Source organism: Pseudomonas sp. RIT-PI-AD (assembly GCF_025642785.1).
Classification (GTDB): domain Bacteria; phylum Pseudomonadota; class Gammaproteobacteria; order Pseudomonadales; family Pseudomonadaceae; genus Pseudomonas_T.
In genome coordinates, this window is sequence record NZ_JANZKU010000006.1 from 136,474 (window position 1) to 156,214 (window position 19,741).

Annotated in this window: 18 protein-coding genes; 11 read left to right on the forward strand and 7 right to left on the reverse strand. The window is 66.8% G+C overall.

Annotated features, from left to right (window positions below; all coding sequences use genetic code 11):
* Positions 1 to 19: 19 nt before the first annotated feature.
* The 6 genes from murC (at position 20) to lpxC (ending at position 6,827) form a co-directional block, all read left to right on the forward strand.
* Entirely contained in the window at positions 20 to 1,447 is a 1,428-nt protein-coding gene (murC, locus tag OGL92_RS07635) for a UDP-N-acetylmuramate--L-alanine ligase (protein ID WP_263142581.1), read from the forward strand.
* The gene (locus OGL92_RS07640) at positions 1,444 to 2,394 is read left to right on the forward strand and encodes a D-alanine--D-alanine ligase (protein ID WP_263142359.1); all 951 of its coding nucleotides are present in this window, start codon (positions 1,444 to 1,446) and stop codon (positions 2,392 to 2,394) included. Before murC ends, OGL92_RS07640 begins: the two co-directional genes overlap by 4 nt.
* Before the next feature lie 55 nt (positions 2,395 to 2,449).
* Positions 2,450 to 3,313, forward strand: coding sequence for a cell division protein FtsQ/DivIB (locus OGL92_RS07645; protein WP_263142582.1), 864 nt, complete (start codon positions 2,450 to 2,452; stop codon positions 3,311 to 3,313).
* 17 nt (positions 3,314 to 3,330) lie between these two features.
* Positions 3,331 to 4,578 (forward strand): cell division protein FtsA, encoded by a 1,248-nt coding sequence (gene ftsA / locus OGL92_RS07650; protein ID WP_263142361.1) that lies wholly within the window; start codon positions 3,331 to 3,333, stop codon positions 4,576 to 4,578.
* A gap of 47 nt (positions 4,579 to 4,625) precedes the next feature.
* On the forward strand, positions 4,626 to 5,807 hold the full coding sequence (gene ftsZ / locus OGL92_RS07655) for a cell division protein FtsZ (protein WP_263142362.1): 1,182 nt from the start codon (positions 4,626 to 4,628) through the stop codon (positions 5,805 to 5,807).
* A 108-nt stretch (positions 5,808 to 5,915) separates the two neighbouring features.
* On the forward strand, positions 5,916 to 6,827 hold the full coding sequence (gene lpxC, locus OGL92_RS07660; RefSeq protein ID WP_263142363.1) for a UDP-3-O-acyl-N-acetylglucosamine deacetylase: 912 nt from the start codon (positions 5,916 to 5,918) through the stop codon (positions 6,825 to 6,827).
* A 76-nt stretch (positions 6,828 to 6,903) separates the two neighbouring features.
* Here lpxC and OGL92_RS07665 read toward each other — a convergent pair whose 3' ends face one another.
* Positions 6,904 to 7,359: a DUF721 domain-containing protein gene (locus tag OGL92_RS07665; protein WP_263142364.1), complete on the reverse strand. Its 456-nt coding sequence runs from the start codon at positions 7,357 to 7,359 to the stop codon at positions 6,904 to 6,906.
* Between the two features lie 80 nt (positions 7,360 to 7,439).
* Here OGL92_RS07665 and OGL92_RS07670 point away from each other — a divergent pair, with 80 nt between their 5' ends.
* From OGL92_RS07670 to OGL92_RS07690, 5 genes are all read left to right on the forward strand, one after another.
* On the forward strand, positions 7,440 to 8,369 hold the full coding sequence (locus OGL92_RS07670) for a M23 family metallopeptidase (RefSeq protein ID WP_263142366.1): 930 nt from the start codon (positions 7,440 to 7,442) through the stop codon (positions 8,367 to 8,369).
* A 117-nt stretch (positions 8,370 to 8,486) separates the two neighbouring features.
* Complete coding sequence (secA, locus tag OGL92_RS07675) at positions 8,487 to 11,222, forward strand: preprotein translocase subunit SecA (RefSeq protein ID WP_263142368.1); 2,736 nt, start codon at positions 8,487 to 8,489, stop codon at positions 11,220 to 11,222.
* 126 nt (positions 11,223 to 11,348) lie between these two features.
* Positions 11,349 to 12,566, forward strand: coding sequence for a bifunctional glutamate N-acetyltransferase/amino-acid acetyltransferase ArgJ (gene argJ / locus OGL92_RS07680; RefSeq protein WP_263142370.1), 1,218 nt, complete (start codon positions 11,349 to 11,351; stop codon positions 12,564 to 12,566).
* A 156-nt stretch (positions 12,567 to 12,722) separates the two neighbouring features.
* Entirely contained in the window at positions 12,723 to 13,361 is a 639-nt protein-coding gene (locus OGL92_RS07685) for a glutathione S-transferase family protein (protein ID WP_263142373.1), read from the forward strand.
* Entirely contained in the window at positions 13,358 to 14,308 is a 951-nt protein-coding gene (locus OGL92_RS07690; protein WP_263142374.1) for a Nudix family hydrolase, read from the forward strand. The genes OGL92_RS07685 and OGL92_RS07690 overlap by 4 nt, the downstream gene beginning before the upstream one ends.
* A 305-nt stretch (positions 14,309 to 14,613) precedes the next feature.
* On the opposite strand, the gene OGL92_RS07695 is transcribed toward OGL92_RS07690, so the two are convergent.
* The 6 genes from OGL92_RS07695 to OGL92_RS07720 all read right to left on the reverse strand — a co-directional run bounded on the left by OGL92_RS07695 (position 14,614) and on the right by OGL92_RS07720 (position 19,733).
* A complete protein-coding gene (locus OGL92_RS07695; RefSeq protein ID WP_263142377.1) occupies positions 14,614 to 14,916 on the reverse strand; it encodes a chaperone modulator CbpM in 303 nt (100 codons plus the stop codon).
* Entirely contained in the window at positions 14,913 to 15,842 is a 930-nt protein-coding gene (cbpA, locus tag OGL92_RS07700; protein ID WP_263142378.1) for a curved DNA-binding protein, read from the reverse strand. Before cbpA ends, OGL92_RS07695 begins: the two co-directional genes overlap by 4 nt.
* A gap of 162 nt (positions 15,843 to 16,004) precedes the next feature.
* A complete protein-coding gene (locus OGL92_RS07705) occupies positions 16,005 to 17,018 on the reverse strand; it encodes a proline racemase family protein (protein ID WP_263142380.1) in 1,014 nt (337 codons plus the stop codon).
* 35 nt (positions 17,019 to 17,053) lie between these two features.
* Complete coding sequence (locus OGL92_RS07710; protein WP_263142381.1) at positions 17,054 to 17,839, reverse strand: ABC transporter permease; 786 nt, start codon at positions 17,837 to 17,839, stop codon at positions 17,054 to 17,056.
* A complete protein-coding gene (locus tag OGL92_RS07715) occupies positions 17,839 to 18,675 on the reverse strand; it encodes an ABC transporter permease (RefSeq protein ID WP_263142382.1) in 837 nt (278 codons plus the stop codon). Before OGL92_RS07715 ends, OGL92_RS07710 begins: the two co-directional genes overlap by 1 nt.
* On the reverse strand, positions 18,672 to 19,733 hold the full coding sequence (locus OGL92_RS07720) for an ABC transporter ATP-binding protein (protein ID WP_263142383.1): 1,062 nt from the start codon (positions 19,731 to 19,733) through the stop codon (positions 18,672 to 18,674). The genes OGL92_RS07715 and OGL92_RS07720 overlap by 4 nt, the downstream gene beginning before the upstream one ends.
* Positions 19,734 to 19,741: the final 8 nt, after the last annotated feature.

Below are 19,741 nucleotides of genomic sequence, written 5' to 3' on the forward strand. Positions count from 1 at the left end.
AGCCGCCCCGCAACCGGAAATGCGCCGGATTCGCCGCATCCACTTCGTCGGCATCGGCGGGGTCGGCATGTGCGGCATCGCGGAAGTGCTGCTCAACCTCGGCTACCAGGTGTCCGGCTCCGACCTGCGCGCCTCGTCGGTGACCGAGCGACTGGAGCGTTTCGGCGCCCAGGTATTCATCGGCCATCGCGCGGAAAACGCCGAGAGCGCCGACGTGTTGGTGGTCTCCAGCGCCGTCAACAAGGCCAACCCCGAAGTCGCCATCGCCTTGGAACGCCGCATCCCGGTGGTGCCCCGCGCCGAGATGCTCGCCGAGCTGATGCGTTACCGCCACGGCATCGCTGTCGCCGGTACCCACGGCAAGACCACCACCACCAGCCTCACCGCCTCGGTATTCGCCGCCGGCGGGCTGGACCCGACCTTCGTCATCGGCGGCCGCCTGAACGCGGCCGGCACCAATGCCCAGTTGGGCACCAGCCGTTACCTGGTGGCCGAGGCCGACGAAAGCGACGCCAGCTTCCTGCACCTGCAACCGATGGTCGCGGTGGTCACCAATATCGACGCCGACCACATGGCCACCTACGAAGGCGACTTCAACAAGTTGAAGAAGACCTTCGTCGAGTTCCTGCACAACCTGCCGTTCTACGGCTTGGCGGTGCTCTGCGTCGACGATCCGGTGGTGCGCGAGATCCTGCCCCAGGTGGCCCGGCCGACCGTCACCTACGGCTTCGCCGAAGATGCCGACGTCCGCGCGATCAACATTCGCCAGGACGGCATGCGCACCTATTTCACGGTGCTGCGCAAGGACCGTGCGCCCTTGGACGTGTCGGTGAACATGCCCGGGCTGCATAACGTACTGAACTCCCTGGCGACCATCGTCATCGCCACCGACGAAGGCATTTCCGACGAGGCCATCGTCCAGGGCCTGTCCGGCTTCGAAGGCGTGGGGCGGCGCTTCCAGGTCTACGGCGAGTTGCCGGTGGACGGCGGCAGCGTGATGCTGGTGGACGATTACGGTCACCATCCCCGCGAAGTGGCGGCGGTGATCAAAGCCGTGCGCGGCGGTTGGCCGGAGCGCCGCCTGGTGATGGTCTACCAGCCGCATCGCTACACCCGTACCCGCGACCTGTACGAAGACTTCGTACAGGTGCTCAGCGAATCCAACGTGCTGTTGCTGATGGAGGTCTACCCGGCCGGCGAAGAGCCGATCCCCGGCGCGGACAGCCGTCAGCTCTGCCACAGCATCCGCCAGCGCGGCCAGCTCGACCCGATCTACATCGAGCGTGGCGTCGACCTCGCCCCGCTGGTCAAGCCGCTGCTGCGCGCCGGCGACATCCTGCTCTGCCAGGGCGCCGGCGACATCGGCGCGCTGGCCCCGCAACTGATCCAGAACCCGCTGTTCCAGAACGCTTCGCCGGCCGACGCCGGCGAAAGGAAATCGCTATGAGTGACACCTTGCGCTGCACCCTCGAGCCCGCCGTGTTCGGCCGCGTCGCCGTCCTGTATGGCGGCAAGAGCGCCGAACGGGCGGTTTCGCTGAAGTCCGGGCAGGCCGTGCTGGAAGCCTTGCAGGCGGCTGGCGTGGACGCCTTCGGTATCGATGTCGGCGACGATTTCCTGCAGCGCCTGAGCGCGGAGCGCATCGATCGCGCCTTCATCGTGCTGCACGGCCGTGGCGGCGAGGACGGCTCCATGCAGGGCTTGCTGGAATGCGCCGGGATTCCCTACACCGGCAGCGGCATCCTGGCGTCGGCGCTGGCGATGGACAAACTGCGCACCAAGCAGGTCTGGCAAAGCCTTGGCCTGCCGACGCCGCGCCACGCGGTCTTGGCCAGCGTCGAGGATTGCCATGCCGCGGCGAGGGAACTGGGCTTCCCGTTGATCGTCAAACCGGCCCATGAAGGCTCGAGTATCGGTATGGCCAAGGTGGCCGAGGTGAACGAATTGGTCGCCGCCTGGCAGGCTGCCGGCGAGTACGACTCCCAGGTATTGGTCGAGCAGTGGATCAACGGGCCGGAATTCACCATCGCGATGTTGCGCGGCCAGGTCCTGCCGGCGATCCGCCTGGGCACCCCCCATACGTTCTACGACTATGACGCCAAGTACCTGGCCTCCGACACCCAGTACCGCATCCCCTGCGGCCTGGAGCCGGAGCGCGAAGAGGAACTCAAGGCGCTCACCGCGCGTGCCTGCGAAGCCGTCGGCACCCAGGGCTGGGCACGGGCGGATGTCATGCAGGACGCCGAGGGCCGTTTCTGGCTGCTCGAAGTCAACACCGTTCCCGGCATGACCGATCACAGCCTGGTGCCGATGGCGGCGAAGGCCGCCGGTCTGGATTTCCAGCAACTGGTGTTGGCGATCCTCGCCGACAGCATCGAAGCGCGGGGTCGATGACATGCACGCCGCCACGTTCCGCCATTCGCACTCCCCCCTATCCCTCCGCGCGCCCATGGGCGCGGGCAAGGGCAAAGCCGTGCCTCGCGGCGCCAGCCGCCTGGTGGCCAAGGAGCCGCTGAGCGCCCGGGTGCGCGTGCCCAAGCCCAGCTTCGGCTTCATCAAGCGCCTGACCTGGCCGTTCCTGCTGGTCGGACTCGGCTTCGGCACCTACGAACTGGCGCAGTTGGCGTTGCCGTATGCGGATCGCCCGATCGCCAAGATCAGCGTGCAGGGCGATCTCAGCTACATCAGCCAGCAAGCGGTTCAGGAGCGTATCGCGCCCTATGCCGAAGGCAGTTTCTTCAGCGTCGACCTGACCGCCATGCGCCACGAACTGGAGCAGATGCCCTGGATCGCCAGCGCCGAAGTCCGCCGCGTATGGCCGGACCAGGTGGCCATCCATCTGGAGGAGCAGCTTCCCATCGCGCGCTGGGGCGACGAAGCCCTGTTGAACAACCAAGGCCAGGCGTTCGCGCCCCGCGAGGTGGCCCATTACGAGCACCTGCCGCAGCTCTGGGGCCCGCAGCGCGCCCAGGAGCAGGTGATGCAGCAGTATCAGGTGCTCAGCCAGATGCTGCGTCCGCTGGGCTTCTCCATTTCCCGGCTGGAACTGCGCGAGCGCGGTAGTTGGTTCCTCACCGCCGCTCAGGCGGGCACTGGCGGCGCCGCTGCGGGTCAGAGCCTGGAACTGTTGCTCGGTCGTGACCATCTGGTGGAAAAAATGCGGCGTTTCATCACGATTTACGACAAGGCGCTGAAAGAACAGATCGACAAAGTCGCTCGAGTCGACCTGCGTTATCCCAACGGCCTGGCCGTGGGCTGGCGCGAACCCGTTGCGCCGACGGCGTTGGCCACGGCCTCCCGTGCAGTGAATTGAGGAGTAGGCAAAGAATCATGGCAAGCGTGCAGAGCGGCAAGATGATCGTTGGGCTGGACATCGGGACGTCCAAGGTCGTCGCCCTGGTGGGCGAACTGGCGGCCGATGGTCAGTTGGAGATCGTCGGCATCGGCACCCATCCGTCCCGTGGCCTCAAGAAAGGCGTGGTGGTGAACATCGAATCCACCGTGCAATCGATCCAGCGCGCCATCGAGGAAGCCCAACTGATGGCCGGCTGCCGGATCCATTCGGCCTTCGTCGGCCTGGCGGGCAACCACATTCGCAGCCTCAACTCCCATGGCATCGTGGCGATTCGCGATCGCGAGGTCAGCCAGGCCGATCTGGAGCGCGTGCTGGACGCGGCCCAGGCGGTGGCGATCCCAGCCGACCAGCGGGTCTTGCACACCTTGCCCCAGGACTATGTGATCGACAACCAGGAAGGCGTACGCGAGCCCTTGGGCATGTCCGGCGTGCGCCTGGAAGCCAAGGTCCACGTCGTGACCTGCGCGGTGAACGCCGCACAGAACATCGAGAAGTGCGTGCGCCGCTGCGGCCTGGAGGTCGACGACATCATTCTGGAACAACTGGCTTCGGCTTATTCGGTCCTGACCGACGACGAAAAGGAACTGGGCGTGTGCTTGGTGGACATCGGCGGCGGTACCACCGACATCGCGATTTTCACCGAAGGGGCGATTCGCCACACGGCAGTCATCCCGATCGCCGGCGACCAGGTGACCAACGACATCGCCATGGCGCTGCGCACGCCCACCCAGTACGCCGAGGAAATCAAGATCCGTTACGCCTGCGCCCTGGCCAAGCTGGCCGGAGCCGGCGAAACCATCAAGGTACCGAGCGTCGGCGACCGTCCGCCGCGCGAGTTGTCCCGCCAGGCCCTGGCCGAGGTGGTCGAGCCGCGCTACGACGAGTTGTTCACGCTGATCCAGGCGGAACTGCGTCGCAGCGGCTACGAGGACCTGATCCCGGCCGGCATCGTACTGACCGGCGGCACCTCGAAAATGGAAGGGGCGGTGGAACTCGCCGAGGAAATCTTCCACATGCCGGTCCGGCTGGGCGTCCCCCATACCGTCAAGGGGCTGGCCGACGTGGTGCGCAATCCGATTTATTCAACGGGCGTGGGGCTGCTGCTCTACGGCCTGCAGAAGCAGGCCGACGGCGTGATCATGCCCGGCAACATCAGTTACAACGATGAACCCAAGACACCTGTCCTGGAACGGCTCAAGCGTTGGGTCCAGGGCAACTTTTAATCCGCGGTGGCTGTAGGCGTACAACTAGAAAGGAAGGAGAGGGGAACATGTTCGAACTCGTAGATAACATCCCGCAAAGCGCAGTAATCAAGGTGATCGGTGTGGGCGGCGGCGGCGGCAATGCCGTCAACCACATGGTCCAGAACAACATCGAAGGCGTCGAATTCATCTGCGCCAACACCGATGCCCAGGCCCTGAAGAACGTCGGTGCGCGCACTGTGCTGCAGCTCGGCCCAGGCGTGACCAAGGGACTCGGCGCAGGTACCAACCCGGAAATCGGCCGCCAGGCCGCCATGGAGGACCGCGAGCGTATCGCCGAGGTGCTGCAGGGCGCCGACATGGTGTTCATCACCACCGGCATGGGTGGCGGTACCGGTACCGGTGCGGCGCCGATCATCGCCGAAGTGGCGAAGGAAATGGGCATCCTGACCGTGGCCGTGGTCACCCGTCCCTTCCCGTTCGAAGGGCGCAAACGCATGCAGGTCGCCGACGAAGGCATCCGTGCCTTGTCCGAGTGCGTCGACTCGCTGATCACCATCCCCAACGAAAAACTGCTGACCATCCTCGGCAAGGACGCCAGCCTGCTCTCGGCATTCGCCAAGGCGGACGACGTACTGGCCGGCGCGGTACGCGGCATCTCCGATATCATGCAGCGTCCGGGCCTGATGAACGTCGACTTCGCCGACGTCAAGACCGTCATGGGCGAAATGGGCATGGCGATGATGGGTACCGGCTGCGCCAGCGGTCCGAACCGGGCGCGTGAGGCCACCGAGGCGGCGATCCGCAATCCGCTGCTGGAAGACGTCAACCTGCACGGCGCCCGCGGCATCCTGGTGAACATCACCGCCGGTCTGGATCTCTCCCTGGGCGAATACGCCGCGGTGGGCGAGATCATCGAGGCGTTCGCCTCCGAGCACGCCACCGTCAAGGTCGGCGCGGTCATCGATGCCGACATGCGCGACGAACTGCACGTCACCGTGGTCGCCACCGGCCTCGGCGCACGCCTGGAAAAACCGGTGAAAGTCATCGACAACACCGTCCAGGTAGCCGCCGCCAGCCAGGCGACGCCTGCGGCTCGCGCCGATCAGACCGTCAACTACAAGGACTACGAGCGTCCCACCGTACAGCGCCAGAGCCATTCCGGCGCGGCGACCGCAGCCAAGCTGAATACCCAGGACGATCTCGATTACCTGGATATTCCGGCCTTCCTGCGGCGCCAGGCTGATTGATGGACTGTATCAGGACCATGAAGGCGATTGGTTTTCAGCAAAGGTCGGTTCTGCTATTATCGCCGGCCATTGTTGAAAACAATTCGCAACTAGCGTAGCGGCCAAGCCATGATCAGACAACGCACACTGAAGAACATCATCCGTGCCACTGGCGTCGGCCTGCACTCCGGGGAGAAGGTTTACCTAACCCTGAAGCCGGCACCGGTGGACACCGGGATCGTGTTCTGCCGCACCGACCTCGACCCCGTGGTGGAAATCCCCGCGCGGGCCGAAAACGTCGGCGAGACCACGATGTCGACCACGTTGATCAGCGGCGACATCAAGGTGGACACCGTCGAGCATCTGCTTTCCGCCATGGCGGGCTTGGGCATCGATAACGCCTACGTCGAACTCTCCGCGCCCGAAGTACCGATCATGGACGGTAGCGCCGGTCCCTTCGTGTTCCTGATTCAATCCGCCGGCCTGCAGGAGCAGGAGGCGCCGAAGAAATTCATCCGCATCGTCCGGGAAGTGACGGTCGAAGAGGGCGACAAGCGCGCCACCTTCATTCCGTTCGATGGCTTCAAGGTGAGTTTCGAGATCGATTTCGACCACCCGGTGTTCCGCGGTCGCACCCAGACCGCCAGCGTCGACTTCTCCAGCACGTCCTTCGTCAAGGAAGTCAGCCGCGCGCGGACCTTCGGGTTCATGCGCGACATCGAGTACCTGCGTTCGCAGAACCTGGCCCTGGGCGGCAGCGTGGAAAACGCCATCGTGGTGGACGAGAACCGTGTGCTCAACGAAGACGGCCTGCGGTACGAGGACGAATTCGTCAAGCACAAGATCCTGGATGCGATCGGCGACCTGTACCTGCTGGGCAACAGCCTGATCGGCGAATTCCGTGGTTTCAAATCGGGGCATGCCCTGAACAACCGCCTGCTCCGGGCGCTCATCGAGCAGACCGATGCCTGGGAAGTCGTCACCTTCGACGATGCCAGCAGCGCACCGATCTCCTACATGCGCCCCGCTGCCGCCGGTTGAGCAAGACCTTCCTTCCTTTCCTTGGGCCACCTTCGGGTGGCCCGTTTTTTTATGCGCATGCGGGAAGGAAAGGCCGTCAGTCGCTCCGCTTGCCTCGTCGCGCCAGTCGCTCCAGGGCCGCACGCAGCCCCGCATCGCTGATGCCGTCGGCGGTGGACTGAATGCTTTCGGCCGCCGAGACGGACAATTCCAGCGTCCTTCCACCCGCGTTACGCGGGGCGGCGGGAGGTTGCACCTTGAAGAGGATTTTCGTTAAGGTCGCGAACTCTTCGAAACCGCGCAATTGGCGTTCGAGGCGACGCTGTTGATAGCGCATGCGCGTGGCCCAGTGGCCATCGGTGAGGATCAGCAGCAGGCAACCGTCGCGCCAGGAAGCGACATGGCAGTGTTCGCGCGCCGCCGGTTGCAATTGGCTTTCCAGGAGGCGCTGCAGGCGGTCGATGCGCTGCGCCTCGTCGAACAAGGCCTTCAGGGGCTTCGTCTCGCGCAGGAGCGCGGCGGTGCCCCGGGCCGGCAAGGGACGAAAAGACATGGCGGGAAGCCTGAGGTATGGGAGGCGGCCATGGTAGCAGAAGGTCGCCGACGACCACCTATTCGAACTGTGGGGAGCCCATGCACATCATTCTCTTGAGCCGCCGGCACGGCGCGACGCGTTCGCTCAGCCTCGATGCGCGCTGGCTGATCGGCGCGGCGCTGTTGGCGCTGGCGCTGATCCTGGCCGGGGGCATCGCGGCCGGTGCCCGCTGGTTCTCTTCCCAGGAGGCCAGCGAGGCGGATCTGGATGCCCACGCTGCGGTCAATGCCGCCCTGCGGGTCGACGCCAGGGCCGGCCGGGAAGATGCCCGGCGCCAGTTGGACGCCTTGGGCGCCCACGTCGCCCAGTTGCAGGCGCGACTGACCCGCCTCGACGCGCTCGGTGAGCGTCTGACCGAACTGGCCAAGCTGGACCCCGACGAATTCGACTTCTCCCACGACGTGGGGCAGGGCGGTCCCGAGGAACTGGTGGACGCGCCGGCCTTCGCACCGACCCCGCTGATGACCAGCCTCGACGCACTGGCGGCGCGCCTCGACAGCCGCGAGCGGCAATTGCAGGTGCTGGAGCAGATGCTCGCCGATCGCCGTCTCGACGAGGCGCGGCAACTGTCCGGCTGGCCGGTATTGCAGGGCTACGTGTCCTCGCCGTTCGGTCAGCGCAGCGATCCCCTGACCGGTCGCGCCAGCGTCCACAAGGGCATCGATTTCGCCGCCAAGGCGGGCAGCGACGTGGTGGCGGTGGCGGCAGGCGTGGTGACCTGGTCCGGTCGCAAGAATGGCTACGGCAACCTGGTCGAGATCAGTCACGCCGACGGTTACGTGAGCCTCTACGCCCACAACCAGAGCAACAAGGTGCAGGTGGGGGACCTGGTGCAGCGTGGCCAGACCATCGCCGAGGTGGGCCGCAGCGGCCGCTCCACCGGTTATCATGTGCACTTCGAAGTCAGCAAGAACGGGCAAGCGGTCAACCCCGCCGGCTACATCGCCCGAGCCGAGGCTGTGGAGTAACGCCACTTTCCTCTCCGACGAATCCGAGTAGAATGCCCCCTTTCGCACGCAGCCGTGCCGGCTGCTGGGGCGACTCCGGACCGCCCTTCATCCCTACGCGTGGAAGACCCTGTCGATATGTTTGCGCCTTTGTTGAAGAAACTCTTTGGAAGCAAGAACGAGCGTGAAGTGAAGCGCATGGCCAAGGCGGTACAGGCCGTGAACGTGCTCGAAGAGCAGATGGTGGCGCTGACCGACGAGCAGTTGCGGGCCAAGACCGAAGAGTTCAAAGGCCGCGTCGCCAAGGGCGAGACCCTCGACCAACTGCTTCCAGAAGCCTTCGCCGTGGCCCGCGAGGCGGGAAAGCGGGTGATGGGGATGCGCCACTTCGACGTGCAGTTGATCGGCGGCATGACCCTCCACGAAGGCCAGATCGCTGAGATGCGCACCGGCGAAGGCAAGACCCTGGTGGCGACCCTGGCGGTTTACCTCAACGCGCTTTCCGGAAAAGGCGTGCACGTGGTCACCGTCAACGACTACCTGGCGCGCCGCGACGCCAACTGGATGCGCCCGCTGTATGAATTCCTCGGCCTCACCGTCGGCGTGGTCTCGCCGTTCCAGCCGCCCGAGGAAAAGCGCGCCGCCTATGCCGCCGACATCACCTACGGTACCAACAACGAATTCGGCTTCGACTACCTGCGCGACAACATGGCGTTCAGCCTGGAAGACAAGTTCCAGCGCGAGCTCAACTTCGCGGTGATCGACGAAGTCGACTCGATCCTGATCGACGAGGCCCGTACCCCGCTGATCATCTCCGGTCAGGCCGAAGACAGCTCCAAGCTGTACATCGAAATCAACAAGCTGATCCCGCGGCTGACCCAGCACATCGAGGAAGTCGAGGGACAGGTCACCCAGGAAGGCCATTTCAGCATCGATGAGAAGACCCGCCAGGTCGAACTCAACGAGCAGGGCCATCAGTTCATCGAAGAGCAGCTCACCCAGGCCGGTCTGCTGGCCGAGGGCGAGAGCCTGTATTCGGCGCACAACCTGGGCCTGCTGACCCACGTCTACGCCGGCCTGCGCGCGCACAAACTGTTCCACCGCAACGTCGAATACATCGTGCAGAACGACCAGGTCCTGCTGATCGACGAGCACACCGGCCGCACCATGCCCGGCCGCCGGTTGTCGGAGGGCCTGCACCAGGCCATCGAGGCCAAGGAAAACCTGCCGATCCAGGCCGAGAGCCAGACCCTGGCGTCGACCACCTTCCAGAACTACTTCCGCCTCTACAACAAGCTGTCCGGCATGACCGGCACCGCCGACACCGAGGCCTTCGAGTTCCACCAGATCTACGGCCTGGCCGTGGTGGTGATCCCCACCCACCGCGACGTCGCGCGCAAGGACTTCAACGACCTGGTCTACCTGACCCAGGAAGAGAAATACGAGGCGATCATCGCCGACATCAAGCAATGCCAAGCCAGCGGCCGCCCGGTGCTGGTCGGTACCGCCTCCATCGAGAGCTCCGAGTACGTCTCGCAGCTGCTGATCAAGTCGGGCATCGAGCACAAGGTGCTCAACGCCAAGTATCACGAGAAGGAAGCCGAGATCATCGCCCAGGCCGGTAGCCCCGGCGCGGTGACCATCGCCACCAACATGGCCGGCCGCGGTACCGACATCCTCCTCGGCGGCAACTGGGAAGTCGAAGTCGCCGCCCTGGACAATCCCAGCCCGGAGCAAGTGGCACAGATCAAGGCCGACTGGCAGAAGCGCCACCAGCAAGTCATCGAGGCCGGCGGCCTCCACGTGATCGCCTCCGAGCGCCACGAGTCGCGCCGTATCGACAACCAGCTGCGTGGCCGCGCCGGTCGCCAGGGCGACCCGGGTTCCAGCCGCTTCTACCTGTCCCTCGAGGACAGCCTGATGCGCATCTTCGCCTCCGACCGGGTGAAGAACTTCATGAAGGCGCTGGGCATGCAGTCCGGCGAGGCCATCGAGCACCGCATGGTGACCAACGCCATCGAGAAGGCCCAGCGCAAGGTCGAAGGCCGCAACTTCGACATTCGCAAGCAGTTGCTCGAATTCGACGACGTGGCCAACGAGCAGCGCAAGGTGATCTATCACATGCGCAACAGCCTGCTGGCCTCGGACGACATCGGCGAGACCATCGCCGAGTTCCGCGAGGACGTCCTCAAACGCACCGTCGACGCTCACATCCCGCCGCAATCGCTGCCGGAGCAATGGGACGTCGCCGGCCTGGAAGCGGCGCTGTTCAGCGACTTCAACATCCAGTTGCCGATCCAGCAGTGGCTCGACGAAGACGAGAAACTCTACGAAGACACCCTGCGGGCGAAGATCCTCGAGCAACTGGTCGCGGCTTACCGCGAGAAGGAAGAGATGGCCGGTCCGGAAGCCCTGCGTTCCTTCGAGAAGCAGATGCTGCTGCGCGTGCTCGACGACCTGTGGAAGGACCACCTGTCCACCATGGATCACCTGCGCCACGGGATCCACCTGCGCGGATACGCCCAGAAGAACCCCAAGCAGGAATACAAGCGCGAGTCCTTCACCCTGTTCCAGGAACTGCTGGATTCGATCCGTCGCGACACCATTCGGGTGATGTCCTTCGTCCAGGTCCGCCGCGACGATCCGGCCGAGGAAGAGGCGCGTTTGCGCCGCGAAGCCGAGGAAATGGCCAAGCGCATGCAGTTCCAGCATGCCGAAGCGCCCGGCCTCGAGCAGGACGACGCGACCCAGGAAGAGGGCGATGTCGCCGTCGCCAGCGCACCGGTCCGCACCGAGCCGAAGATCGGCCGTAACGAACCCTGCCCCTGTGGCTCCGGCAAGAAGTACAAGCATTGCCACGGGCAGATCGTCTGACGGCCGCTCACGCCCCTGGCCCGTAGCGGGACGCCCCTGGCGCTCCGCTGAATTCCGCGCCGCGACCGGCTGACCGTTCGCGGCGTTTTACCGTTCGATCCTTCCTTCTGACAAGGAGCGCTGCTCATGGCTGTTGGTCTTGGTCCCTTGCCCACCCTGCACCCGGTTCCCGGCTTCGAACTCGGCATCGCTTCCGCCGGCATCAAGCGCCCGGGACGCAAGGACATCGTGGTCATGCGCTGCGCCGAGGGTTCGACGGTGGCCGGGGTGTTCACCCTCAACGCCTTCTGCGCCGCACCGGTGATCCTTGCCCGCAGCCGTTTCCTCGGCCCGGTGCGCTACCTGCTGACCAACACCGGCAACGCCAATGCCGGCACCGGCGAGCCCGGCATCGCCGCCGCGACCCGCACCTGCTCAGCCCTGGCCGAGCTGGCCGGGGTCGACCCGAGCGCGGTGCTGCCGTACTCGACGGGCGTCATCGGCGAACCGCTGCCGGTGGACAAGATCGTCGCCGCGTTGCCGGATGCGCTGGCCGACCTGGCGGAAGACAACTGGGCCGCCGCCGCCGCCGGGATCATGACCACCGACACCCAACCCAAGGGCGCCAGCCGGCAGTTCGTCCACGATGGCGTGACGGTGACCGTGACCGGCATTTCCAAGGGCGCCGGGATGATCAAGCCGAACATGGCGACCATGCTCGGCTACATCGCCACCGACGCCAAGGTCGCTCAGGGCGTGTTGCAGGACCTGTTGCGCGATGCGGCGAACAAGTCGTTCAACCGCATCACCATCGATGGCGATACCTCGACCAACGATTGCTGCATGCTGATCGCCACCGGTCAGGCGCCGGTGGCGGAAATCACCCAGGCCAGCGGCGCGTTGTTCGCCGCCCTGAAGCAGGCCGTGCTGGAGGTTTCCATGGAGGTGGCGCAGGCCATCGTCCGCGACGGCGAAGGCGCCACCAAGTTCGTCACCGTGCAGGTGAACGGCGGTGCCGCGCACCAGGAGTGCCTGGACGTGGCCTACGCGGTGGCCCACTCGCCGTTGATCAAGACCGCGCTGTTCGCCTCGGACCCGAACTGGGGGCGCATCCTCGCCGCCGTCGGCCGCGCCGGCGTGCCGCAATTGGACGTGAGCAAGATCGACGTCTACCTCGGCGACGTCTGCATCGCCAGCAAGGGCGGGCGTGCGGCCAGCTACACCGAGGAACAGGGCGCCGCGGTGATGGCCCGCGAGGAGATCGGCATCCGCATCGAGCTGGGCCGCGGCGCGTGCAGCGAAACCATCTGGACCACCGACCTGTCCCACGAGTACGTGAAGATCAACGCGGAATACCGCACCTGACGGCGAGCCGCCCGCGCGGCGGCGGGCTGGCCGGACCGTACCGGCCAGGCCGCCGCGGATATCCCGGCGGCATCCGCTCATGAAACAGCGGAGTTCGCCCGCTTCGCCCAGGCCCCTTAGGGTCGGCCGCCCTTCGACTGGAACCGGAAACCCGCCATGTCCCTCACCCTGGTGATCGGCAACAAGACCTATTCGTCCTGGTCGCTGCGCGCGGCCCTGGCCCTGGAGTTGAGTGGCGCACCCTACGAGGAGCGGCGCATCTCGCTGTACCGCGCCGACAGCCGCGCGCTGTTGCAGGCGCAGTCGCCCACCGGCAAGGTGCCGGTGCTGCACACCGAGGAAGGCCCGGTATGGGATTCCCTGGCCATCGCCGAATACCTCGCCGAACGCTTTCCCCAGGCGGGCCTGTGGCCCCGCGAGCGCTACGCCCGGGCCCTGGCGCGTTCCTTGTGCGCGGAGATGCACAGCGGTTTCGCCAGCCTGCGCAGCCAATTGCCGATGGACCTGAAGCGGCGCCCGGCCCCGGTGGAGTTGTCGCCGGAAACGCTGGCCGATATCGCGCGGATTGGCGCGCTCTGGACCGATTGCCGCCAGCGCTTCGGCGCAGACGGCGACTTTCTCTTCGGGCGGCCCAGCCTCGCCGACGCCTTCTATGCGCCGGTGGCGGCGCGGTTGCGCAGCTATGCCGTGGAAGTGCCGGTCGTGGCCGCCGCCTACGTCGAAACCCTGCATCGGTGGCCGGCCTTCCAGCGCTGGTGCCGGGCGGCCCTCGAAGAAACGGAGACCCATCCATGAATCCCATCCATGTGGCCGCTGCGGTCATCCGCGCGGCGGACGGCCGCGTCCTGATCGCCAAACGTCCCGAGGATAAGCACCAGGGCGGCCTCTGGGAGTTTCCCGGCGGCAAGGTCGAGCCCGGCGAGACGGTGGAGGCCGCGCTGGCCCGCGAGCTGGCCGAGGAACTCGGCATCGTGGTGACCGCCGCGCGGCCGCTGATCCAGATCCGCCACGATTACCCGGACAAGCAGGTGCTGCTGGATGTCTGGGAGGTCTCGGCGTTCGATGGCGAGCCCCATGGCGCCGAGGGCCAGCCCCTGGCCTGGGTGGCGCCCAAGCGGCTGCCGGAATACGAGTTTCCCGCCGCCAACCAGCCCATCGTCGCCGCCGCGCGCCTGCCGGATCGCTACCTGATCACCCCGGAGGCACTGTCCCCCGCGCAGTTGCTCCAGGGCTTGCGCGCCGCGCTGGACAGCGGCGTGAGCCTGGTTCAGTTGCGCGCCCCGGGCATGTTCAGCGCCGAGTACCGCGACATGGCGGTGGACGCCCTGGGCCTCTGCGCCGGTCGCGCGCAGTTGATGCTCAAGGGGCCGCTGGAATGGCTGGGGGATTTTCCAGCCGCGGGCTGGCACCTGACGGCCGAGCAACTGCGCAAATACGCGCGCAACGGACGCCCCTTTCCGCGCGAACGCTGGCTGGCGGCCTCCTGCCACAGCGCCGAGGAGCTGGCCCTGGCTGCCGAAATCGGCGTGGATTTCGTCACCCTGTCGCCGCTCCAGCCGACCCGCACTCATCCCGAAGCCACGGCCTTGGGATGGGAGCGGGCCAGCGAATGGTTGCGCGGGTTCGGCGCGCCGGCGTTCCTGCTCGGTGGGCTCGGCGTGGACGACCTGCCGCGCGCCTGGCGCAGCGGCGCCCAGGGGATCGCCGGCATCCGTGCGCTGTGGCCGGCTGAGCTGGAGTAGTCGGACTGCGGCGTCCTGGGTGGCCGTCAGGTGCGCGGGCTGCACCGGGCGCCGACGGCCGGCAGCATGCCTCTGCAACCGTCGAACGGCCGGGCCGGCGAGGGTGCCGTTCCGCGCCATCGTCGGTGCGGGATCGCTGCGCGGGCGCTCATCCGCTGTTCGCGGGGGCGCTCCCGGCCCCCGATCCGACCGGTGCCTTCTCTCTCGTCGTCGACGTGCGCGCGCGACGCGCTGACGGGCCATATCCGCAGCAGGCCGGCTCGGCCGCGCCGGCCGTTGCCCGGGGCTGGCCGCCAGCCCGTCGTTCAATGCGCGGTGAAGCGTTCCAGGCGCTGGCGCAGCCGGCGGTTTTCCCGCTTCAGTTGGTCCAGTTCGTCGAACAGGCGCAATGCCAGGGCGATCCCCGGCCAGTCCAGCTCGAAATCCTGCTTCAGGCGCAGCGCGCGCTTGGCCAGGATCAGCGAATCCACGTCGAACGACCAGGGTTCGACCTGGGGTTCGCGGGGTTCTAGGATGCCCAGTTCGACGATCTCCACCAGCACGTCCCGCGACAGGTTGGTCGAGCGGCAGAATTCGTCGACCCCGAGGGTCAGGATCAGGGTGGTCATGGCGCTTTACTCCATTCCGCACGTGGGTCGAAGGGTGTCCGCTGCGCCAGTTCCCGCCATAGATCGCGGGCGTCCTCGGGGGTCTTGTCGGGCATCACCACCTTGAGCAGGGCGAACAGGTCGCCATGGCCATCGCGGGTGGGCAGGCCCTTGCCCTTGATGCGCAGGCGCTGGCCGCTCTGGCTGTCCGGCGGGATGCTCAGGTTGATCCGCCCGTGCAGGGTCGGCACGGCGATCTTCGCGCCCAGGGCGGCCTCCCAGGGGGCGAGCGGCACGGTGAGGATCAGGTTGTGCGCCTCGACGTCGAACAGCGGGTGGGGCACCAGGCGCAGGGTCAGGTACAGGTCCCCCGCGGGGCCCTCGGCGGAGCCGGGTGCGCCCTGGCCCTTGAGACGTATGCGCTCGCCGTCGAGCACGCCCGCCGGGATCTTCAGGTTCAAGGTACGGGTGAGGTCCTCGCGGCGGCCCTGGGCATCGAACGCCGGCACCTTGTAGCTGATTTGCTTGGGCTGCTCGGCGAGGGTTTCCTCGAGGAATACCGGCAGCTCCAGTTCCACGTCCTGGCCGCGTCGCGGTCCGCGCGGGGCGCCGGCGCGGCTGCCGAAGATGGACTCGAAGAAGTCGGAGAAGTCGCCGTCGAAGCGCCCGTGGGGTTCGCCCTGGCCGGCCGAGGAGCGCCAGCCGGGTGGGGGCTGGAAGCCGCCGCGATCGCCATAGCGGCGCAACTCGTCGTACTCGGCGCGTTTCTCGGCGTTCTTCAGCACCTCGTAGGCTTCCGCGACTTCCTTGAATTTTTCTTCCGCGTCGGGCGCCTTGCTGACGTCCGGGTGGTACTGGCGGGCGAGCTTGCGGTAGGCGGTCTTGATGGTCTTCTCGTCGGCCTCCGGCGCTACGCCGAGGGCTTGGTAGTAATCCTTGAACTCCATGGAGCGTCCCCGTTCGTTGGACGGCCAGGCCTGGCGACCGTGCCGTTGGTGAGGATCAAGCGGACCTGCCTTGTCTAAGGCCGCCTTCCCGGGCGCGGAGTTCAATGGGCGGGCGAAACGTCCGGGGCGGCGGAGAACCCGCGAGGGTTCTCCGCCCGGTCCTCAGGATACGATGAACCCCGCGCCGACCGGATCCTCGCGGTCGATGACCCAGCGGGACGTACCGAGGATGCTGGCGGTGCCCTTCACCGTCGGGCGTACCGCGCGGGTGCCGTCCAGGTCGACCTCGCCCAGCAGGCAGCCTTCGAAGGTGCCGCTGCCGAGCAGGCCTTCCGAGCGGATCGGCTGGTTCATGGCGAGTTTCCCGCGGGCCTCGAACATCGCCATCATGGCGCTGGTGCCGGTGCCCCCGGGGGAGCGGTCGAGCTGGCCGGCGCTGAACACGTGGACATTCTTGTAGAACACGTCCTCGCGCTCGGCGGGGTGCCAGAAGGTGATGAAGTTGAGGTTGTTGATGTGTGCCTCGGTGGGGTGCTGGATGCTCGTCTGCTGGCGGATCTGTTCCCGCGCCAGCAGTCCCAGGCGCGACAGCTCGCTGCCGTTTTCCGGGCTGATGCGCAGGGCGCAGTCGCTCAGGTCGACGATGCCGAAATAGTTGCCGCCCCAGGCGATGTCGGCTTTCACGTCGCCGTAGCCGGGCAGGTGCACCGGGATGTCCTGGGCGGCCACGTAGGCGGGGACGTTTTCGAAGCGGGTCCAGAGCACCTCGTCGCCCTCGCTGGCGACTTCGGCCACCACCAGCCCGGCGGTGGTCTCGAAGCGGATTCGCGTCAGGCCACCGGGGTCGCGTGCCACCAGGCCCAGGGCGACCATCGCCATGCTCACCGCGATGGTGCCGTGGCCGCACATGTGCGAGTACTCGGTGCCGTCGATGTAGATCAGGCCGGCGTCGTAGTCGGGGCTGGACGGCGGCGTGAGGAACACCCCGAACATGTCCTTGTGGCCGCGCGGTTCGCGCATCAGCGCCATGCGCAACCAGTCGTAGTGGGTTTCGAGGAAGGCGCGCTTCTCGAGGATGCTGGAGCCTGCCGGATAGGGAATGCCGCTGTGGACGATGCACAGCGGCTCGCCTTCGGTATGGGTATAGATGACATCGAACACGTCTTGCTTGCGCATGACCGAACTCCTGGGGACTGACGGGTGGGTGGCGTTCATTTCCGGTCTGGCAAGAGGTCCAGGCCGATGAAATCCAGAGCGAGGATCGCGACGATGGCGGCCACGATGGTGGCGCCGGACACGGCGGCGATCAGCGGGTCGATGGTGTATTGCACGTAGTTGAAGAGCTTCACCGGGATGGTGTTCAGCGCGGCGCTGGTGTTGAACACCGACAGCTCGACGTTTATCCAGGACGAGATGAAGGCGAAGATCGAACCGGTGACGATGCCGGGCCGGATCTGCGGCAGGACCACTCGCCAGAAGGTCGACCAGGGGCTCGCGCCGAGGTCGTAGGAGGCCTCTTCCAGGGCGCGCTGTTCCGGCGTCAGCAGGGTCAGGACCGCGCGCAGGACGAAGGGCGCGACGATCACTGTGTGACCGATGAGCAGGGCCGGAAAGCTGCGCACCAGGCCGAAGTAGCCGCCGAATTGCAGCAGTGCCGCGCCGAGCACGATGTGCGGCAGCACCAGCGGCGACATCAGCAGGGCGCTGACGGCCTGGCGCCCGGGAAAGCGGTAGCGGGCGATGGCCAGCGCGGCGGGCACGCTGAGCAGCACCGAGAGCAGGGTAGCGCCCAGGGCCAGCTGGCTGCTGGTGGCGAAGGCGGCGCGGTAGCTCGGGTCGGCGAGCATCTGCCGGTACCAGTCCAGGGTCCAGCCCTGGGGCGGGAACGCCAGGTAGGGCGTGGCCGTGAGCGAGGCGCCCAGGATCACCAAAAGGGGCAGCAGCAGGTAGGCGAGGGTGGCCCAGGCCACCAGGCGCAACAGCAGGCGCGTCGGCATCAGGCGTCCCCCCTCGGGCGGCCGATGCGCCCGGCGAGGCCGACCATCACCAGCGTGAACACTAGCAGCACCACGCTCAGGGCGCCGCCGTAATGGAAGTCGAAGACCGAGCTGTACTGCTGGAAGATCAGCATGGACAGCACGGTGACCCGGCCGCCGGAGAGCAGCGCCGGGGTGACGTAGGCGCTCACCGCCAGGGTGAAGACCATGATGCAGCCGGAGATCACCCCGGGCAGGGTCAGCGGCAGGATCACGTGTAGGAAGGTCGCCCGCGGGGTCGCGCCGAGGTCGGCGGAGGCCAGCTCGTGGGAGGCGTCGAGGCGGCTCAGGGCATTGCCGATGGCCAGCACCATGAACGGCAGCAGCACGTAGACCATGCCGATCAGAATGCCCGTCTCGGTGCCGAGCAGGCGCAGCGGCCGCTCGATCAGGCCGCTGTCCAGCAGGCTCTGGTTGAGCAGGCCCTTGCGCCCGAGCAGCACCATCCAGCCGAACGAGCGCACGATGTTGCTGGTGAACATCGGCACCACCAGCAGGATCACGCAGGCGCGTCGCCAGGCCCGCCAGCGCACCATGCGGGTCAGGTACCAGGCCAGCGGATAGCCCAGCGCCAGGCTCGCCAGGGTGGTCAGGCAGGCGATGCGGAAGGTCACCAGGATCACCTCCCAGTGGTAGCGGTCGGCGAGCACCCGCAGGTATTGCTCCAGCGTCCAGGCGCCGTTCGCGTCGCCGAGGCTGGCGAGGATCACCACGGCCAGCGGGGCGAGGAAGAACGCGAGGAAGAACGCCAGCGGTGCCGCCAGCATCGCCATCGGCATGCCCGGGACGCGGCTCATCGCGGCGCGCCTATGAGGTGCAGATGGACGGGCTCGAAGCCCAGCGTCACCCGGCTGCCGACCCCGAGGTGGCGGCTGGGCAGGCCAGGGGTGCGCGCCATCAACTGGGCGCCTTCGTCGGTCTCCACGTGCAGCAGCGTGTGGCTGCCCACGCTGACGATGTCCTTCACCCGGGCGTGCAGGCGACACGCCGCGCCGTCATCGCCCTCGTCGAGGAGCCGTAGGTGTTCCGGGCGCAGCACGGCGATGCCGGCGGGCGCAGCGGGGGCCGGCAGCGTCAGGGCGAGCGCCTGCGCGTCGAGCCGGACCCGGCCCTCGGGGTCGAGGCGGTAGTCGATCAGGTTGGCCTCGCCGATGAACTCCGCCACGAAGCGCGTGGCCGGTGTGCTGTAGACCTCGGTGGTGCTGCCCACCTGTTCGATGCGCCCGGCGTTCATCACCACGATGCGGTCGGCCATGGTCATGGCCTCTTCCTGATCGTGGGTGACGAAGACGAAGGCGATGCCGAGCTTTTCCTGGAGGTGCTTGAGCTCCAGCTGCATGCGTTTGCGCAGCTTCAGGTCCAGCGCCGACAGGGGCTCGTCGAGCAACAGCAGCTTGGGTCGATTGACGATGGCGCGGGCCAGGGCCACCCGCTGCTGCTGGCCACCGGACATTTCCCGCGGGTAGCGCTCGCCGAGGTCCTCGAGGCCGACCAGGGTCAGCGCCTCGTTCGCCCGTTGCCCGGCTTCGCGGCGGCTGGCGCCCTGCCGGCGAGGCCCGTAGGCGACGTTTTCCAGCACGGTCATGTGGGGAAACAACGCGTAGTTCTGGAACACCGTGTTCAGCGGGCGCCGGTAGGGGGGCAGACGGCCGATGTCCTGGCCGTCGATCGACAGGCGCCCGCTGTCCGGGTGCGAAAAGCCGGCGATGGTGCGCAGCAGAGTGGTCTTGCCGCACCCGCTGGGGCCGAGCAGCGCGACGAACTCCCGCTGCCCGATGTGCAGGTGGATGTCCTGCAGGGCGGCGAAGGCGCCGAAACGCTTGCTGACCGCCTCGATGTTCAATAACGCCGGCATGCTGCTAC

Bases quoted from the DNA above. Each gene is read 5' to 3' on its own strand.
- murC (WP_263142581.1), top strand. From the start codon at position 20: ATGCGCCGGATTCGCCGCATCCACTTCGTCGGCATCGGCGGGGTCGGC.
- OGL92_RS07640 (WP_263142359.1), top strand. From the start codon at position 1,444: ATGAGTGACACCTTGCGCTGCACCCTCGAGCCCGCCGTGTTCGGCCGC.
- OGL92_RS07645 (WP_263142582.1), top strand. From the start codon at position 2,450: ATGGGCGCGGGCAAGGGCAAAGCCGTGCCTCGCGGCGCCAGCCGCCTG.
- ftsA (WP_263142361.1), top strand. From the start codon at position 3,331: ATGGCAAGCGTGCAGAGCGGCAAGATGATCGTTGGGCTGGACATCGGG.
- ftsZ (WP_263142362.1), top strand. From the start codon at position 4,626: ATGTTCGAACTCGTAGATAACATCCCGCAAAGCGCAGTAATCAAGGTG.
- lpxC (WP_263142363.1), top strand. From the start codon at position 5,916: ATGATCAGACAACGCACACTGAAGAACATCATCCGTGCCACTGGCGTC.
- OGL92_RS07665 (WP_263142364.1), bottom strand. From the start codon at position 7,359: ATGTCTTTTCGTCCCTTGCCGGCCCGGGGCACCGCCGCGCTCCTGCGC.
- OGL92_RS07670 (WP_263142366.1), top strand. From the start codon at position 7,440: ATGCACATCATTCTCTTGAGCCGCCGGCACGGCGCGACGCGTTCGCTC.
- secA (WP_263142368.1), top strand. From the start codon at position 8,487: ATGTTTGCGCCTTTGTTGAAGAAACTCTTTGGAAGCAAGAACGAGCGT.
- argJ (WP_263142370.1), top strand. From the start codon at position 11,349: ATGGCTGTTGGTCTTGGTCCCTTGCCCACCCTGCACCCGGTTCCCGGC.
- OGL92_RS07685 (WP_263142373.1), top strand. From the start codon at position 12,723: ATGTCCCTCACCCTGGTGATCGGCAACAAGACCTATTCGTCCTGGTCG.
- OGL92_RS07690 (WP_263142374.1), top strand. From the start codon at position 13,358: ATGAATCCCATCCATGTGGCCGCTGCGGTCATCCGCGCGGCGGACGGC.
- OGL92_RS07695 (WP_263142377.1), bottom strand. From the start codon at position 14,916: ATGACCACCCTGATCCTGACCCTCGGGGTCGACGAATTCTGCCGCTCG.
- cbpA (WP_263142378.1), bottom strand. From the start codon at position 15,842: ATGGAGTTCAAGGATTACTACCAAGCCCTCGGCGTAGCGCCGGAGGCC.
- OGL92_RS07705 (WP_263142380.1), bottom strand. From the start codon at position 17,018: ATGCGCAAGCAAGACGTGTTCGATGTCATCTATACCCATACCGAAGGC.
- OGL92_RS07710 (WP_263142381.1), bottom strand. From the start codon at position 17,839: ATGCCGACGCGCCTGCTGTTGCGCCTGGTGGCCTGGGCCACCCTCGCC.
- OGL92_RS07715 (WP_263142382.1), bottom strand. From the start codon at position 18,675: ATGAGCCGCGTCCCGGGCATGCCGATGGCGATGCTGGCGGCACCGCTG.
- OGL92_RS07720 (WP_263142383.1), bottom strand. From the start codon at position 19,733: ATGCCGGCGTTATTGAACATCGAGGCGGTCAGCAAGCGTTTCGGCGCC.